Here is a 16,548-nt window from a genome sequence, read left to right on the forward strand (position 1 = left end):
CTTAACTTTGCTCATCTCCTGCTCCCAATACCATGCATCGCCGCAATAAGTAGACTATACGGTGTAGTTTGTTTAATGGACCGCGTGGCTGAGCACGCCCAGGTAAGCAAACGTAAGCTATACAACCAATTTCCCAGTATAGAGAAGCTGTTTGGCGCTATCGCCGAAATGGCAAAAAAGCTTGAGAATATGACCCAATTGAAGACTGGGCCGCCTCAGCGGCAGAGAAGGCGGCAATGATTTTCGGCGCCGCAACGACATTCCTGGCCAGCTGCGGCCAGGAACGATAGCGATCAGGCCAGGACGTCCTCGGCCACAAAATATTTGGGGTCTTCGATCACGTTGACTTCAACGAGACTACCCGCCTTTTTCAGCAACTGCTTGCACTCGCCTGACAAGTGCACCAGGTGCAGCGTCTTGCCGGCGTTGAGATAGCGCTCAGCCAGGGTATCAATCGCCTCGAGGCCGGAGTGATCGCAAACACGAGATTCGGCGAAATCGATGATCACATCTTCATTTGCTGCCGCGGGATCGAACTGCTCCAGAAAAATAGTCACCGAACCAAAGAACAGTGGACCACTAACGGCATACACCGTTGAACCCTTGTGGTCTTCCTGCGCATGCACCTGAATCTGCTTGGCATGTTCCCAGGCAAACACCAGCGCGGACACTATGACACCGACGACTACAGCAACAGCAAGGTCGGTGGCAACCGTCACACCCGACACCAGAACAAGCACCATGGCGTCAGACTTGGGCACCTTACGCAGCACCCGGAAGCTTGACCACTCGAATGTGCCAATCACCACGATGAACATCACACCGATCAGTGCCGCGAGGGGGATCTGTTCAATCAACGACGAAGCTACCAGAATAAACATGAGCAAGAACAGCGCAGCCGAGATACCGGACAAGCGCCCACGGCCACCAGAGTTCACATTGATCATGCTCTGACCGATCATGGCACAACCACCCATGCCGCCGAAGAAGCCCGTCGCAACATTCGCCACACCCTGACCAACACACTCCTTATTACCGCGACCGCGTGTCTCGGTAATCTCATCGACCAGGCGCAGAGTCAGCAATGACTCTATCAAGCCAATGGCCGCAAGAATCACCGAATAAGGCAGGATGATCATGAACGTTTCCCAGTTCAAGGGAACCGAGGGGATATGGAAACTGGGGAGGCCACCTTTGATCGAGGCGATGTCACCGACCACTTTGGTGTCCAGGCTCAAACCAACGACCAACAGGCTCACCACCACGATCGCTGCCAGAGACGAGGGAATAGCCGTGGTCAGCTTGGGCAGGAAATGGATAATCGCCATGGTCAGGGCCACCAGGCCCAGCAACATGTACATCTGCTGCCCTTCCAACCAGGCCACATCAACAATGGAACCTTCCATAAAGGTGCCGTGCAGCCAACCGGGTTCGCCAGGCGTACCGAACTGCCCCAACTGGGCGAGAAAAATCACAATAGCCAGGCCATTCACAAAGCCCAACATCACGGGGTGCGGCACCATGCGGATAAACTTGCCAAGGCGCAGCGCACCGGCGGTAATCTGCAACACGCCCATCAAAACGACAGTGGCAAACAGGTATTCGACGCCATGATCGGCGACCAGCGCCACCATCACGACCGCCAGGGCGCCGGTAGCGCCGGAGATCATGCCGGGACGGCCGCCGATGCAGGCGGTAATCAAGCCGACCATGAATGCAGCATAGAGGCCCACCAGAGGCTCTACGCCCGCGACGAAGGCAAACGCCACGGCTTCTGGCACCAGGGCCAGGGCCACGGTCAGACCGGACAGTACGTCATTTTTGACGGTCGCTACTTTGCTGGGATGAAATTCAAACATCGCGCTTCTCACCTGAAATTTAGGTACGGTTGCCGTTCGCAGGAGTGGTTGTTATGCGCAGACGGAGGAAAGGCGCGCATTTTAGGGGGATAGACTAGCCAGTACCAGCGCCAGTGCCGTGAAAAATCACACCTTCTGCGCCCGCCCTGATGAACGCCGCAGGGTCGCCAGAGGCCGCTCGCCAAACATTTCGTAGTAGTCCGCCGCCAATTGCCCAAGGTGGGCAAAGCCCACCTCCCTCGCCACCGTCGCAACCGTCGCCTCAGCCCGGTCCGCTTCGAGCAAGCGGCGGCTGAAGGTATTGAGTTTGATCGCTTTCAGGTAGCTCGCAGGACTAATCCCCAGGCCATCCTGAAAGGCATTCTCCAGGGTTCGCCGCGAGACGCCCGCCTGCCTGACCAATCCGGCGACATTGATTTCGTCGTAATCAGCTGCTGCAATGTAAGCTAGGGAGGTGTCCAGCACCTTCATCCGTTTGCCCCGGCGCGAACCGGGTGTGCCTGTTCCACCCGCTGCGAGACAGGACAGTATCAAACAGGCCAACTCATACTCGCGTGCCGCCAACTCTCCCGCCTGCATCGGGGCACTGGGCGAACGAATAATTCCCAGTATGCGATCAAGGGTCTGTCGCAACTGGAACATGGCCGGTCCACCGTTGGGGCAAAAGCAACGCCCCTCGGGCATAAGTTCGTGCAGCGGTTGTTGAAACTGGGTGGCAGCAACATCTTCCAACATCGCAATGGGCACTGCGATATGGAGTGTATCCAGACCGGGCGTCGAAAAGGATTCGAATTCCCCGCTCACCGGCATCACCAGCAGGCTGTTATGGGATACGGTTTCTCCACACCAACGCCACCCTGCGGCTGGCGAGCCAGAGACCAGCATGGAAACTGTGCGACAGCCCGGCGTGGAAGCGCCGCGCTGGTGAAAGCTGGAGGGCAGGTAAGCCCTGCTAAAAAAGAGCGAGTGCCCCATCAATTGCTCGAGAAAGAAACTCCCCTGGTGGCGACTCAGCTGGCGAAAATCCAGGCTCCAACCGCGCACAGCCTCGGAGAACGACTCGTATAAGTCGTACGTCTCACTCACCAGCAACTCGCCACCGGTCATCGGGCCATCCGTTTTTGCGCAAAATTGATATTCAGTGCCAATTATAGAACTAGCACATGGCCCGGCAAGCAAACTTCTTCTATGCTTCTTGGATACGTTACTATTACTCTGGAAATCATGCACTTACATTCCATCCGGTTATTCTTCCTGCTGTGCCTGACTCTGCCCTGTATCGCTTTCGGAGCCGAGGATCCCGCCACCGCATATCGCGTGCTGGAATGGCCAGAGCTGGTGCCACAAGGCTGGGAACCTCCTCTGGTGGCCACAGCACACGACGAAGTCGAGCAGCGCGGTATCGACCCCAAAGCCCAGGTCACCAGTCTCGACCAACAGCTGGTCTCCATCCCCGGCTACATGAAACCTATCGTGTTCGACGAGCAGCTCGTATCAGAATTCTTGCTGGTGCCCTATCTACCCCACCAGATCAAACAGCACTCACATCTCGAGGCCAATCAGAAAATCTACATCAAACTATTGGAACCTCTCGAAGTGGAGAACCCACTCGCCCCACTCTGGGTCGTTGGCACCATGACGCTCCATTCGACCTTCACCGACGAAGGCCATGCCGCGTACGGCATCCACGATGCGATAACGGCAGAATACACTTACTAGACTCAACCTGAACCTGATCCAGGAGAATGTTCATGATCAACAAACTGCGCACCGCAATAGCCACCTTACTGGTGGCGGTTTCCGCGTCCAGCTTCGCGGCGCCGCCCGAAGTACAGACTCCGTCCGATCCTGAGGACATCAAGAAGGCCCTGACCGGGGGGGTTCCCGGCGGCCGCTGGAAAGAAGGCTTGCTGTTTGAGGGCATCAGCCCTCACCCCTGGCTTACCAGCGCTGCGAACTGGTTCCCGGGCACCGAGGAAATACAACCTCATGAAATGCGTATCATCTTCATGGGTACCTCCCCTACGATTCGCCCCGGACAGATGAATACCTCCATCTATGTGGAGCTAGGGAATGGCGACAACTTTATCTTCGACATTGGCGAGGGTGCGGTAGCCAACTACAACGCGGCCCGTCTAGCCCTGAACCAGCTGAAGAACATCTTCATCACCCACCTGCATGTCGACCACTACGGTTCACTGCCCTACGTATGGATGTTTGGCACCTGGGCCGGCGGCTGGCATGAAAACCTCGTGGTACACGGACCCTCTGGCCGCACCCCGGAATTCGGCACCAAGGCCATGGTAGAAGGCATGAAGCAGATGACCGCCTGGCACCGCGACGCCTTCAGCGTATTCCCGGTCGGCAAGGGCTGGGATATTCAGGTCAACGAGTTCGACTTCCGCGACAATGGCGGCACCGTCTACGAAAAGAACGGCGTCAAAGTCATCCACTGGCAGCGCTCCCACGCCAAGGACGGTGCGTCTGCGTACCGCCTGGACTGGCAGATCAGCGAAGACGAATCTCTGTGTTTTGTGTGGACCGGCGACGGCCGCCCCAGCGAGCTTGACATCAAGTACGCCAAAGGCTGCGACGTCTACGTCACCGAACTGCAGCAGGAAGTCGTGGAAATCAACTCCGGCGTACAGGGCGTACCTCCCTTCCTGGCTCGCTATACCATCGACACCCACCACACGCCGGCATACGCCGTGGGCTATTTGGGCAGCAAGATTAAACCCAGGATGCTCATGACTACCCACATGACGTTCGACCCCTGGCTAAACGAGGAGACAGTGGCGGAAGTGCGTCACCACTGGGACGGACCCTACCACTTCGGTGCCCCTGACGGCATTGTAGTGAACGTCACCACAGACCAGATCTGGGTGCGCGAGGGTATCCTCCCGGAGTTCCCGAATCAGCGCGCGCCACAGTTTGATTTCACTAATGGCCAACTGGTTGTTCCCATGCCCCCGCATGATCGCAGCAAGATCCAGGAGCCCTTCGTGCGCGAGCAACAGATAGATCCGAAGAAGTACTACCCGAAAGGCTACACACCTGAATTACTTAAAGTGTGGCCCGTTGAGGAAGATCTGGTAGTACCGGTAGAAGTACTGCCCGCCAATCTGAAAGCGAGCATGGGCGACCACTGGCGTCACACCCAGAAAAACCGCAAGGCGCTTGAAGAGAGAAACAAGTAGCCAACTGCACTGCTTAACCAGAAAGGGCCCCTCGGGGCCCTTTTTTGTGAGCTACACTTGAGCAATAGAATAAAAGAGGACAAAGAGGCATGACACTTCTCACACTGGGCATCCTGCTCTGGGCCGCTGTACATTTTATCCCCTCGCTGGCGCAGCCAGTGAAGCAATCCCTCGTTGGCAAGCTGGGAGAAAATGGCTACAAAGGCGTTTTCTCACTGCTGATGTTCACAGCACTGGCCCTCATCATCTTTGGCTGGCGCAGTGTAGAGGAACCGACCTACTACTGGTTCCTGCCAATGTGGAGCCGCCACCTTGGCATGGGTCTGGTTCTGGTGGCCTTTATCCTGATGGGTGCCGCCCAGGCCCCGACCCGGCTCAAACAGTATGTTCGCCACCCGCAACTAACTGGTGTCGCATTGTGGGCGGCAGCCCATTTGCTGATGAACGGCGACAGCCGCTCAGTGGTGTTATTTGGCGGACTCGGCCTATGGGCAATCATCGAGATGATCGCGATTAATCGAAGAGAAGGCCCCTGGGTTAAACCCGAGATACCCAGCCTGGGAAGAGAACTGGGCTTTCTCGCCATCAGCCTGGCGGTTTTCGTTGCCGTGGCATTGGCCCACCCATGGATTGCCGGGGTGGCGCTATTCTAGAACTGACCCAGTGCGTGGCCGACCTGGATAAAGAAGCTGCGCCGCTGGTTTAGTCGCTCCACTTCTACTTCATTGGGTGCGAGCTTCAGCGCCAGGTCCAACTGCTCCAATGCTGGAGGCATTGCGCCATTCAGAAAAAAGTACTCGGCGCGAGACTGGTGCAAGCCATAAGGATTCCCCGCCAACCCCTGTACCTCAGCCAGCCAGTACCACAGGGTAGCGTTAGTCGGCTTGACCTTGGCATGGGCGGTGAGCAACTTATCCGCTTCCGTATAGCGGCCCGCCTTGAAGTAGGTCTTTGCCAGCTGGATGGTGATGGGATGATTTCCCGGCACCAGCTCTAGGCCCTTGTTCAGGGTCGCCATTGCCTCACCAAAACGCTCCTCCTCCAGGTCAATGTCGGCCTCTGCCAAGCCATAGATAATGCTGCTCGGCTTGTACTCGCGCATCGGCTTGAGCAGTTTTTTCGCTTCTGCAAATTCCCCATTCTGGGTGAGTGCCAGTACCAGGCCATACTGGGCGGCGACAGCACCCGGCCCCTTGCGCTCCTTGCGTGCTTTGCGGAAATGCGCCACCGCCTCCTCAGGATCTTCAATAAAACTGAGCTCTACTCGCGCACGCATTAGATGGAAATCCGGATTGTCCTGATACATACGTCGCGGGTACTGACCGGCCCGGTTGCGCGCATCGGCTATCCGCCGCTCGGTCAAAGGGTGAGTCATCAGAAACTCCGGCGGCCTGCTGCCGTATTTACGCGACTCTGCCTGCATTACCTCGAACATACCGGCAGCGCCATAGGGATCGTAGCCGGCAGCCACCGTGTTCTGCATGCCAACCCGGTCTGCTTCCTGCTCGTGCTGGCGGCTGTAACTCAGAGACGCACTCTGGGCTGCGGCCTGGGAGCCTGCAACAGCCGCCATACCCACTTCGCTACCCCCGCCGGCAGCCGCAGCTACCAGCCCGCCAAGCATGCCGATCAACGCTTTCTTCTGCGAGACCGCCGCATTTTCCCGACTGCGAGAGAAGTGGCGTTGACTCAGGTGAGCCAGTTCGTGGCCGAGTACGCTCGCCACCTGGGCTTCAGTCTCTGCCGATAGAATCAGCCCACTGTGCACACCGACAACGCCGCCCGGCACGGCGAAGGCGTTGATGGAGGCGTGATCGACCATCACGATTTCCAGACGCCGCTCGCGCAACTGACTGGTCTCTGCCAGGCCAAAAACAAGCTCTTCGATATAGTCCTGGAGCAAGGGGTCGCTCAGGATGGGAGCCTGTCGCCGATACTGCATAAGCCAGGCGCGACCGAGCATGTATTCCTGATTAAGCGACACCGCATTGCCCTCGCCGAAATCCGGCAAGCCATCCTGGCCATGCACCAGAGGCGACGCCACAACGATACTGGCGCAAGCCAGCGCAGCGAGTAGTGTTTTACGCATTAAAATTCTTTCCTATCCGGGGCGCCGAAAGATATTTCGCAATTCTTCAGCACCGCCTTCGGTTTGTTCGAAAAGGGCTTCACAGGGGTTTCCAGCTGTGGCGACCCAGCGGTCCCACATACCTTCAGCCACGATAGATATTCCGCCGGTAGCCACCGCCATACCGCCCGACACAACAACACCCTTGGCATTCACACCGACCCTGGGGTGAGAGAAATTACCGCCCAGTTTCACGAAGGGGGTCACTGCCTTGCTCGCGGAAATACCGACACCCTTGCGGGCACGCGTATTAAACACAACATCGAGCCGCTCTGTATTCAGATCAATAGAGCCTCCCAGGCCTATATCCATCTTGTCCGTGCGGACAACAAGGCCGGGGCTAATCTGGACCACACCGTCTCGAATTGCGATTATGCCGGCCTGGCACTCTACCTCGGTGTAGGGAGTCTGTTTTGATGTCGGATCAATACTGCTCAGGATTTCGCCGAACAAGTCGCCGAAGAACAGGTTCATCCCGGCATTATCAAACCGCCCGCCACTCCCCTTGAGAACAATATGGCCATTGCTCGCTGCCGCCAGGGCAGCCACTGTGTCGCCCTGTGTTGTCAATTCCGCCTTGTAATCAATCTTGCCCACGGGATTGGCGTTGCCGGTCGCCAGCCACAGCAATGGCAGGCGTTGCGAGTTGAGCTGGAAGTCGATGGCTGCGCCCCGTGACAGGGGGCGCACCTTCAATTCTGCGCTACCCTGAGAAAAGTCACCGGCCCACTCGAAGATATCGGTTGCCAACACCCCTTCCTTGATGGCGGCAACCAACTCGAACTGGCTGATCATATCCTCTGAATAAATAAGCTGATCCGCACGCAGTGAAACTTCACCCTCGTAGTCGCCAATCCAACTGAAATCTATTGGGTTCTCAGGGATCATTTGGTCTGCGAGCTGTTTGTTAGTGAGGGCTTCCCCGTCGCGGTAATTTCGCTGTTTGTCGGCCGACGCAGCTGCCGGAGGCGCAGCGCGCAGGAAGCGAAGATCAAGCTTTGGCGCCACCAGCTTCGCCCGCAATTTGACCGGCACGCCTGGCACAATGTAGACATCACCCTGCATTTCGCTAACACCGAGTTGCACATCCAGATCGCTGAGTTGCAGCTCACCTGAGCTGGCCAGGTAAAAATTGCCATCGAGCATGAAACTGTCATCGGGCAAGGGAGACTCCAGACCCAACGAACGCAATAGATAGTGAGCACGCTTTCCGGAGGCCTTGAGCCTGCCGCGAACTGAAGGGCTCTGGCCCTCAAAACCGATTTCCGCGCTCGACGCCAGCTTGCTCTCACCCGCCTTGATATTGAGTGCCTCCACTTGCAGCATCGGCGCATCCCAGCGCGCAGCAATATCCATATCGTAATGCGTGTCTGCCGGTATTTGCGGGAACCAGGGCTCAAGTAGCTCAGCGATGGACTCGCCACTGGCGTCAAGCGTCAACCGGCTGCCACGAAAATCTTCTTTCAATTCAAGCAAGAGATCACCACGCAGCCGATCATTGCGTGCCTTGCCGGCTATATCCTTGATCAACAGCTGACTGCCGTCAGTTGCCAGCTTGGCAGTCAATGACAGAGGCGCCGGAATATCCGAACGCGGCAGCGGCAACAACTCGCGTAAATCCGGGCTAAAGGCGCTCAATGACAAGGCCATACCATCCAGCGTATTCAGATTGCCAAGCGCCCCCCAGGCTTCTATCTGGCTCGCCCCGGATTGCAGGGTACCGCTTTTTAAAACAAGCTTTTCACCATCGCCAGTGACCCGCAGTTTCACCGATAGCGGCAAGGCGCGAGACGCCTGTCCCTCTGCCATCTCAATATCACCAGTGACCTGCAGAGCCAGGTCCAGGCCAGTAAAAGCGAAAGGGTCTGCCAGGGTTGCATTCACATCGATGGCCCAGCCCTCCACGTGGCCCGTCACCGTCAAATTCGCCGCTTTGCCATCACGGCCAGTGTGGCCACTGATATCCACGGGACGCCCTGCTGCGACACCATCCAGCTGCAGGCGTATGCCGTCGCCCCCCTCCAGTTGGCCTGCCAGGGTAGCCTTGAAGTCGCGGACGGGATCGCGATAGTGGACACGGCTGTCACTTAAATGCACCTGCTCAAAGTACACCGGCAGCCGCACCGGCCCAGCGTCACGTTCTGTAATCTGAGCTGTTGAAGATGAAGCCGCGTCGAATACCCAGGAGGGCTCGCGGCCTTCGGGCGCGAGCAACTCGGCGCGTAAACCATCGATTTCGAGATCCCGAATCACGACAGGGCCATCAGCCCAGAGAGAGCTGAGGTCGAGGTGAACCCGCACACTCTCGATACTCAAGAGCTGGGTGCCTGACGCCCAAACCGGATTGGCAATACTGATGTCGCGCAGCTGCACCGTGGTTTCGCTGCCGAGACCGATCTCGTCAATAGCGCCAATTTTGACCGTTCGACCCAGCTGTCCCGAGGCGAGAGATTCCAGTTTGCTGGTATCGTTCAGGTAGTGGTTGGCAAGATACAGCACGGCAGCAACAGCCAGAAACACCAGCATCAGGAAGCCGAGGATAATTCTTTTCCACAGCTGGCTCACCCGGCTGCGCCCTCGCGCAGATACTCGTTAAGGCGCAACTGTGCGTCGCCACCGAACAGGATTTCGCAGGCCTCGTGCAGGCCAGGTGCGGACTCAATCTCGCGCCAGCGCACAACCTGCTCAATTTTGGAGCGCCTGCGCATAAAGTCGCTGAGCCGGGTAATCATCTCGCGCCGCGCAGCGAGCTCGATCTCGCAGCGGGTGTACTCGGCATTCTCGATCAACAGGCTGGCGCAAGACACATCCTCGCGAATACTCTCAAGCAGGCCAAAGGCGGCGGTGCCATAGCGCCGCCAAAAGCGCTCCGACAAGGGCTCTGATGAAGACGGGTCGGTAAGGCTGTCAAGGTTCATCAGCCGGGCCTGCAGCATAAACTCGGCACGCTGGCTGGCCGAGGGCTCGCCATACCAACAGTGATCCGGATTGGGAACACGCACACCAAGATTGGCCATATGCTCTACCACCTCGTCACCCACGTTGAGGCAGTCAGTAAGTTTGCCGCCGAAGATGCTCAGGTGACGCGACTGCTCATTCACTTCAATAACGTGCTTGCGCGACAACTGCACCCAGTCGGCCTCGCCGTCCTCCCCCTCAATCGCCAGGGGACGCACGCCAACGCGCTCGGCAATAACGTTATCGAGAGTGAGTTCAAGATCCAGCAGTGCGTTCACGTTATCCAGCACAAACTGACGGTCCTCATCGGTCACGCCCACTTTCGGGTCAGCGACCTGGGTATCAGTGGTGCCAATGCAGGTTTTCGGGCCCATTGGAATGAGGAAAAACAAACGGCCATCGCTCGCGAAAAACGTCAGCACGCGCTTGTTGTCGGTCACGCGATCAACAATGAGATGAATACCCTTGGAAAAAAGGTGGTGGTGATCCGTGCGCTCGCCGGTCAGCCGGTTGTGCTCATCCACATAAGGGCCACAGGCATTGATCAGCACCCGCGAGCGGATCTGTAACTCCCTGCCGCTGATCGAGTCTCTTGCGGTAGTGAACCAGAGGTCGCCCCCCTTGCGATTACTCACTGACTCGACGTAGTTGGCGGCAATGCAGCCATAGTTCAGCGCCGTGCGCACGAAATTGAAAACGAATCTGGCGTCATTGTCATAGAGGTAGCAATCCGAATATTCCAGACCACCCGCCGCATTTTCCGTGTTAATCACCGGTTCACGGGCCTCGAGCTGGCGAGCGGTGAAGTAGCGCGGCGATGCGGTTTTGCAGCGGCCTATCAGCCAGTAGAGCAGTGCGCCGAGATACACAAAGAACGACCAGAAACGGAAACCGCGCTGTATCGTGGTGAAGAAACGGATTTCCTTCACTGTGGAGGGATAGGCGCGCATCAGCTCGTTGCGCGATTTACACAGTTTATTTACGAGCAGGTACTCGTGGCTTTCAAGATACTTGATGCCGCCCCAGGCCAGGTTGGAGGAGTTGGAGCTCACGCCACTGGCAAAATCTTCACGTTCGATTAACGCCACCCTGACACCGCGGCCTGCCAATGCTGCCGCCGCGACAGCGCCATTGATGCCGCCACCGACAATCAGCACGTCGTAGACCTGTTCGGTCAGTTTTTCCAGATTGGTACTGCGCAGCTTGGATGACATGCCATCACTCCGGGTGAAGAGCGCACACTCTACAAGCTCCAGCGCCGCTGGCAAAGGGCGACGAAGCTGCGCGCCGCTTCGCTGAGCTGTTTGCCCGTGCGGTAATAAAGCCCTACCTGTTTGTCGATCGTGCTGAAGGAGACGTCGTCGATCACCTGGAAATCAGCACAGTCGGGATGTTCCGTCAGCAACTGACGGTCGATGAAGGCCACCCCCATACCCTGGCGCACCATATGCACACGCAGCATCAGGCTGCTGACTTCCCACACCGTACTGAACTGGTCGCGCAGGCGAGCGATGGAGGGACGCATGTCAGGGCTGTCCAGCGCCGAGGTTATAAGCGGTGTCTGGCGTATGGCTTCCGCGCTTCCCTGCACCATCTCGTCGAATCGCGGGTGGCCCGGGCTCACCACCAGATGGCGGGAATCGGAGTACAGCGGCAAGGTGGCAAAAGCCTGCATATCTTTCTGGAACGGGCCGAAACCGAGTTCGACGTTGCCCGCGAGGACCGCATAAATGATATTGCGGGCGGGCATTTCAGCGATTTGCAGGCGCACCCGCGGGTTTTCACGATGAAAACTGCTCATAAGCCCGGGGGCATGAAAGCGATTCACCGACGCACTGAGCGCCAGATTCAGATTCTCTGCCTGCCCGGAACGCAACTGGGCGATGTCCTCGAGGGTTTGCTGCTCGCCGCTGAGAACCTCGAAAGCATGATCGAACAAGCGCCGGCCCGCGTCGGTAAGACGCAATTCCTTGCCGCGCTTAATCAGGGGCACGGCCAGCTTGCTCTCCAGTCCAGCCACCGCCTGGCTGACCGCGGACTGGCTGATATGCAAAGCATCCGCCGCGCGGCGGAAACCACCCTCCTCAATAACAGCGCGAAACGCTCGTAACTCACTGTTTTCCAAACGCATATAAGTTTTCCTAATAGAAGGATAAGTAAGATTAACTCAACTAATCAAAAGTGGTGAGTATACTGCCAAAAATTACCAAAATAGGGAGCCGCACCATGCCAGAGACACAATCTGTTTATTCCTCCGACCTCGCCGGGGTCGTCGTTGGCGAAACTGCAATTTCCGATGTACAGGGTGAAGCTGGGGTACTCAGCTATCGCGACATCGACATCAATGACCTGGTCGACGTGCCCTTTCTACATGTGGCCTGGCTGGTCCTGTTCGGCGAGTGGCCCACAGAATCAGAAAAAAGAGCATTGAAGAGCTTCATCTGCCAGCACGCCGCGCTGACTGACAACGAAAAACTGCTTCTTGGACAGGTCAATCGCGAACTGCATCCCATGCTGATGCTGCAGGGGCTGGTTCCACTGCTGGAGATGCCCACAGAAGACACCCTCGGTCGCGGTGTCGATGCAGAGCAGGGCCTGTTTATCGCTGCAAAAATTTCCAGCCTGATCGCCGGCCATCACCGTCTGGGTCAGAACAAATCTATTCTCGACCCGATTCCCGGCAAACTGCGCCACGAGAACTTCCTCACCATGTTCCACGGCCGAGCACCCACCCGGGAACAGGTTCGCATGCTGGACGCCGCCCAGATTCTGCAAATGGAGCACAGCTTCAATGCGGGCACCTTCGCTGGTCGCGTATGCGCCAGTACCCTGGCGCCGATTCAGTCTTCTATTTCGGCTTCAATTGGCACCTTGTTCGGGAAGCTGCACGGCGGCGCCGACCAGGCCGCCCTGGAAATGGCCATCGCAATCGGCAGCCCGGAAAAGGCAGACGAATACGTGCGGAACAGCCTGGCGAATAAAGTGAAGATCATGGGCATGGGCCACCGGGAATATCGCGCCGTGGATCCGCGGGCGAAAATCCTGAAGCCAATGGCTGTTGAACTTTGCCGGGATGACGAAAGCAAAAACCTGTTGGCCACCCTGGTGGCAGTAGAGGAAGCCTGCCAGCGTGAGTTCGGCGCCAAAGGTAAAGAGATCTGGGCCAACGTCGAATTCTACAAAGGCGCGGTGTTCCACAGCCTTGGCATTCCAACCCACTACTTCACTGCCATGTTCGCTCAAGCGCGCGTTTACGGCTACATCGCCCACTTCCTCGAATTCCGGCCTCAAAACAAGCTGATTCGCCCGCGCGCACTCTATACCGGCACTCCGCCAGAGGCGGGCAAGACCGCAGCCTGATCATGGCCTACAATTCCCCAATGGAATCTACACCCATTGGGGAGTTCAATTGCTAAAGCTTCCGTTTTTACTCTGCGCACTGACCCTAACCGCCTGCGCCGACTCAGGCGCCGACCAGGCCCTCGGCACCCTCGAGCGCGACAGGGTCATTCTCAAAGCCACCGCCAACGAAATCATCATTGACCAGCCGGTGCCGGAAGGCACTCAGGTAACGGAAGGCACCCTGTTGGCACAGTTGGATGACACTCGCCAGAAAGCCATGGTCGCCAGGGCCAGGGCGGAGGTCGGAAGAGCGGCCGCCCAGCTGGAAGAGTTACGCAACGGCGCACGCCCGGAAGACATCGCCGCCGCCAGCGCACGGGTGGCCGGGGCTAAGGCCGCCCTGATTGAAGCCCGCGCCAGCTACGCCAGGGCCGTGTCGCTGGTACAACAGAAACTTGCCGCCCAGGCCCGGCTGGACAGCGCTCTCGCCGGCCGTGACGAAGCTGAAGCCGCGCTGGAGTCGGCCGAAGAAGAATTGTTGCGCCTGACCAACGGCACTCGCCAGGAACAATTGGATGCGGGGGCAGCGACCCTGCAATCAGCTGAGGCCCAACTCGCGCTAGAAGAACACCTGCTCTCGGAACTAAGCGTGGTCGCCACCCGTAACGGATATCTGGACAGCCTGCCATGGAACGTGGGTGAGCGCGTCAACCGCGGAGCCACCCTCGCCGTGGTACTCGCTGGAGACAAACCCTATGCCAGGGTGTATGTGCCTGAGCCATGGCGAGCGCGTCTCGCCATCGGCGACAACTATCCGGTGCATATCGATGGAGCAGAAGGGCCCTTCTCCGGCCAATTGCGCTGGATAGCCACTGATCCGGCCTTCACTCCCTACTACGCACTGAATGCCAGTGACCGGGCACGGCTGGTTTACATGGCCGAATTCGATCTGGAACAGGGCGAATCCCTACCCACCGGAGTGCCGGTCCAGGTCCACCTCAGTGACGATTGATTCCGCCATATCCACCCGCGGTCTAAGCAAACACTTCGGGAAACTGAAAGCGGTAAACGATATCGAGCTGGAGATTCCCAGCGGCCAGATATACGGTTTCCTCGGGCCCAATGGCAGCGGCAAGACAACGCTCATTCGCATGCTCTGCGGGCTGCTCACGCCCACCGCAGGTGACGTTCAAGTGCTCGGCCTTAACATCCCCGAGCAAGCTGAGGCCTTGCGCAGTCGCATCGGCTATATGACCCAGAAATTCGCGCTGTACGATGATCTGACCGTGCGCGAAAACATGCGGTTCATGGCCAGTATCTACGGCTTGCCACGACGCGAGGCAAACCAGCGCATTGAGCATTTACTGGACCGCTACAACATGGGCGCCATGCGCGACCGGCGCGCGGCGGCAATGAGCGGCGGCCAGCGTCAGCGATTGGCCCTGGCGGTAGCGACACTGCACTCGCCAGATCTGTTATTCCTGGATGAGCCCACCTCCGCAGTAGACCCTGAGAACCGGCGGGATTTCTGGGAGAGCCTGTTCGACCTGGTTGATGAAGGTAAAACTATTCTGGTCTCCACCCACTATATGGATGAGGCCGAACGCTGCCATCGCCTGGCGATTTTGGAAACTGGGGAGTTACGTAAAAGTGGCAAACCCGATCAGTTGATGCGCGAGCTCGAAGGCCTGGTTGTCGAAATAGAAGGCAGCGATCTGCGCCAGATCAAGAACCAGGCCCTGTCACTACCGCAGGTGAGATCAGCGGCGCAGCAAGGTCTACGCCTGCGGGTCCTGATGCGCGGCGGCGACAGCCAGGACCCCGCGCAACTATTGCGCAGCGCTCTGCCTCCCGGAGATTACGAGATCAAAACTGCCCGGCCGAGCCTGGAAGATGTCTTCGTTGCCTGCACGGCGGGAGACGAGTAGCGATGAGCAGTTTCCAGCGCATGGGCGCAGTCACCGCCAAAGAGTTCCGGCAGCTGTCACGCGACCGTGTCACGTTTGCCATGGTGGTGATGATTCCATTAATCCAGTTGCTGTTGTTTGGCTATGCCATCAACACGGTGGTGCGCGATATTCCCATCGCTATCGTCGACCTTTCCGGCACCGCTGTTTCGCGCGCAATTACCGAACAGGTGCGGGTGACGCAAGTGGTAGATATTGTCACCAGTTACAACACACCCGCCGAAGCGGAAGCAGCGATTGTCGCAGGGGAAGTTCGCGCGGCGCTGGTATTCCCGCGTGATATGACGCAACGCTTAGTAGGCGGCGAAACCATTGGCCAGTGGCTGGTGGATGGCTCTGACACCATGGTGGGCTCTGCTCTACTGGCGCTGCGCAACATGCCCCTGCAATTGCTAACGGGCACTCCGACAGGCGCTTACCGAACGCCCGGCCCGAGCTTCGAGGTCGCCTTGTTCTTCAACCCGGAACGGCGCTCGGAAGTGAATATAGTACCGGGGCTGGCGGCGATCATCCTGACAATGACAATGATTCTGTTCACATCGGTGGCCCTCGTACGCGAACGCGAACGTGGCAATATTGAATTGCTGATAACCACCCCAGTCCGACCACTGGAATTGATGATTGGCAAGCTGGTGCCCTACGTCTTTGTGGGTATCATTCAAGTGATCATTATCCTCGGGCTGGGCCAGCTTGTATTTAACGTCCCGCTGCAAGGTGACTACCCTGATCTCGCTGTTATTACCGTGGCGTTTATCGCCGCCAGCCTGAGCCTCGGACTGCTGATTTCGACCGTGGCCAAGACCCAGATCCAGGCCATGCAAATGACGATGTTCATCTTGATACCATCAATCCTGCTCAGCGGCTTCATGTTCCCCTACGAGGCCATGCCTAGAGTTGCCAGGTGGATTGCGGAGGCCCTGCCTGCCACTCATTTCGTTCGCCTGATCCGCGGCGTGTATCTGCGCGGTGCCGAGGTCCATCAACTGCTGCCAGATGTTATCTGGCTACTGGCGTTCACCGCCGTGGTCCTGGCCATCGCCACCAGGCGCTTTAATAAGACACTGGACTAACCCGCATCCGGCCGTGCCTGTGTTTTA

Annotated in this window: 14 protein-coding genes; 8 read left to right on the forward strand and 6 right to left on the reverse strand. The window is 57.8% G+C overall.

The genetic code is table 11. The features are described 5' to 3' along the window. Positions 1-75: 75 nt before the first annotated feature. Positions 76-240, forward strand: coding sequence for a TetR family transcriptional regulator (locus EY643_RS19930; protein WP_153240511.1), 165 nt, complete (start codon positions 76-78; stop codon positions 238-240). A 53-nt stretch (positions 241-293) separates the two neighbouring features. Here the strand turns inward: EY643_RS19930 and EY643_RS17815 are convergent, their stop codons facing one another. Together EY643_RS17815 and EY643_RS17820 are read right to left on the reverse strand one after the other, a co-directional pair. Further along, entirely contained in the window at positions 294-1,859 is a 1,566-nt protein-coding gene (locus tag EY643_RS17815) for a SulP family inorganic anion transporter (RefSeq protein WP_153240512.1), read from the reverse strand. A gap of 126 nt (positions 1,860-1,985) precedes the next feature. Further along, positions 1,986-2,966 carry a helix-turn-helix domain-containing protein gene (locus tag EY643_RS17820; RefSeq protein WP_153240513.1) on the reverse strand — a complete coding sequence of 327 codons (981 nt, stop codon included), beginning with the start codon at positions 2,964-2,966 and terminating at the stop codon, positions 1,986-1,988. 117 nt (positions 2,967-3,083) lie between these two features. On the opposite strand from EY643_RS17820, the gene EY643_RS17825 reads away from it, so the two are divergent. From EY643_RS17825 to EY643_RS17835, 3 genes are all read left to right on the forward strand, one after another. Then, positions 3,084-3,578 carry a DUF3299 domain-containing protein gene (locus tag EY643_RS17825; protein ID WP_170287463.1) on the forward strand — a complete coding sequence of 165 codons (495 nt, stop codon included), beginning with the start codon at positions 3,084-3,086 and terminating at the stop codon, positions 3,576-3,578. A gap of 32 nt (positions 3,579-3,610) precedes the next feature. Next, the gene (gene gntH, locus EY643_RS17830; RefSeq protein ID WP_205743098.1) at positions 3,611-5,056 is read left to right on the forward strand and encodes a guanitoxin biosynthesis MBL fold metallo-hydrolase GntH; all 1,446 of its coding nucleotides are present in this window, start codon (positions 3,611-3,613) and stop codon (positions 5,054-5,056) included. A gap of 89 nt (positions 5,057-5,145) precedes the next feature. Then, positions 5,146-5,709 (forward strand): NnrU family protein, encoded by a 564-nt coding sequence (locus tag EY643_RS17835; RefSeq protein ID WP_153240516.1) that lies wholly within the window; start codon positions 5,146-5,148, stop codon positions 5,707-5,709. On the opposite strand, the gene EY643_RS17840 is transcribed toward EY643_RS17835, so the two are convergent. Genes EY643_RS17840 through EY643_RS17855 form a run of 4 tightly spaced genes read right to left on the reverse strand, consistent with a single transcriptional unit; the run spans position 5,706 to position 12,273 of the window. Beyond that, complete coding sequence (locus EY643_RS17840) at positions 5,706-7,145, reverse strand: M48 family metalloprotease (RefSeq protein WP_153240517.1); 1,440 nt, start codon at positions 7,143-7,145, stop codon at positions 5,706-5,708. The two genes, EY643_RS17835 and EY643_RS17840, sit on opposite strands and share 4 nt — an antisense overlap. A 12-nt stretch (positions 7,146-7,157) precedes the next feature. Further along, the gene (locus EY643_RS17845) at positions 7,158-9,749 is read right to left on the reverse strand and encodes an AsmA family protein (protein ID WP_153240518.1); all 2,592 of its coding nucleotides are present in this window, start codon (positions 9,747-9,749) and stop codon (positions 7,158-7,160) included. Then, positions 9,746-11,356: a glycerol-3-phosphate dehydrogenase/oxidase gene (locus EY643_RS17850; protein WP_153240519.1), complete on the reverse strand. Its 1,611-nt coding sequence runs from the start codon at positions 11,354-11,356 to the stop codon at positions 9,746-9,748. The genes EY643_RS17845 and EY643_RS17850 overlap by 4 nt, the downstream gene beginning before the upstream one ends. A 29-nt stretch (positions 11,357-11,385) precedes the next feature. Next, positions 11,386-12,273 carry a LysR family transcriptional regulator gene (locus EY643_RS17855; protein WP_153240520.1) on the reverse strand — a complete coding sequence of 296 codons (888 nt, stop codon included), beginning with the start codon at positions 12,271-12,273 and terminating at the stop codon, positions 11,386-11,388. 95 nt (positions 12,274-12,368) lie between these two features. Between EY643_RS17855 and EY643_RS17860 the strand changes: the two genes are divergently transcribed. Genes EY643_RS17860 through EY643_RS17875 form a run of 4 tightly spaced genes read left to right on the forward strand, consistent with a single transcriptional unit; the run spans position 12,369 to position 16,521 of the window. Continuing rightward, positions 12,369-13,502: a citrate/2-methylcitrate synthase gene (locus tag EY643_RS17860; RefSeq protein WP_153240521.1), complete on the forward strand. Its 1,134-nt coding sequence runs from the start codon at positions 12,369-12,371 to the stop codon at positions 13,500-13,502. A 49-nt stretch (positions 13,503-13,551) separates the two neighbouring features. Further along, positions 13,552-14,496 carry an HlyD family secretion protein gene (locus EY643_RS17865; RefSeq protein ID WP_170287464.1) on the forward strand — a complete coding sequence of 315 codons (945 nt, stop codon included), beginning with the start codon at positions 13,552-13,554 and terminating at the stop codon, positions 14,494-14,496. After that, positions 14,486-15,412 (forward strand): ABC transporter ATP-binding protein, encoded by a 927-nt coding sequence (locus EY643_RS17870; protein ID WP_240732756.1) that lies wholly within the window; start codon positions 14,486-14,488, stop codon positions 15,410-15,412. The genes EY643_RS17865 and EY643_RS17870 overlap by 11 nt, the downstream gene beginning before the upstream one ends. Before the next feature lie 2 nt (positions 15,413-15,414). Continuing rightward, positions 15,415-16,521, forward strand: a complete 1,107-nt coding sequence (locus EY643_RS17875; RefSeq protein ID WP_153240523.1) for an ABC transporter permease — start codon at positions 15,415-15,417, stop codon at positions 16,519-16,521. The last annotated feature ends 27 nt before the right edge of the window (positions 16,522-16,548 follow it).

It is taken from the genome of Halioglobus maricola (assembly GCF_009388985.1).
In the GTDB taxonomy this organism is placed as follows: domain Bacteria; phylum Pseudomonadota; class Gammaproteobacteria; order Pseudomonadales; family Halieaceae; genus Halioglobus; species Halioglobus maricola.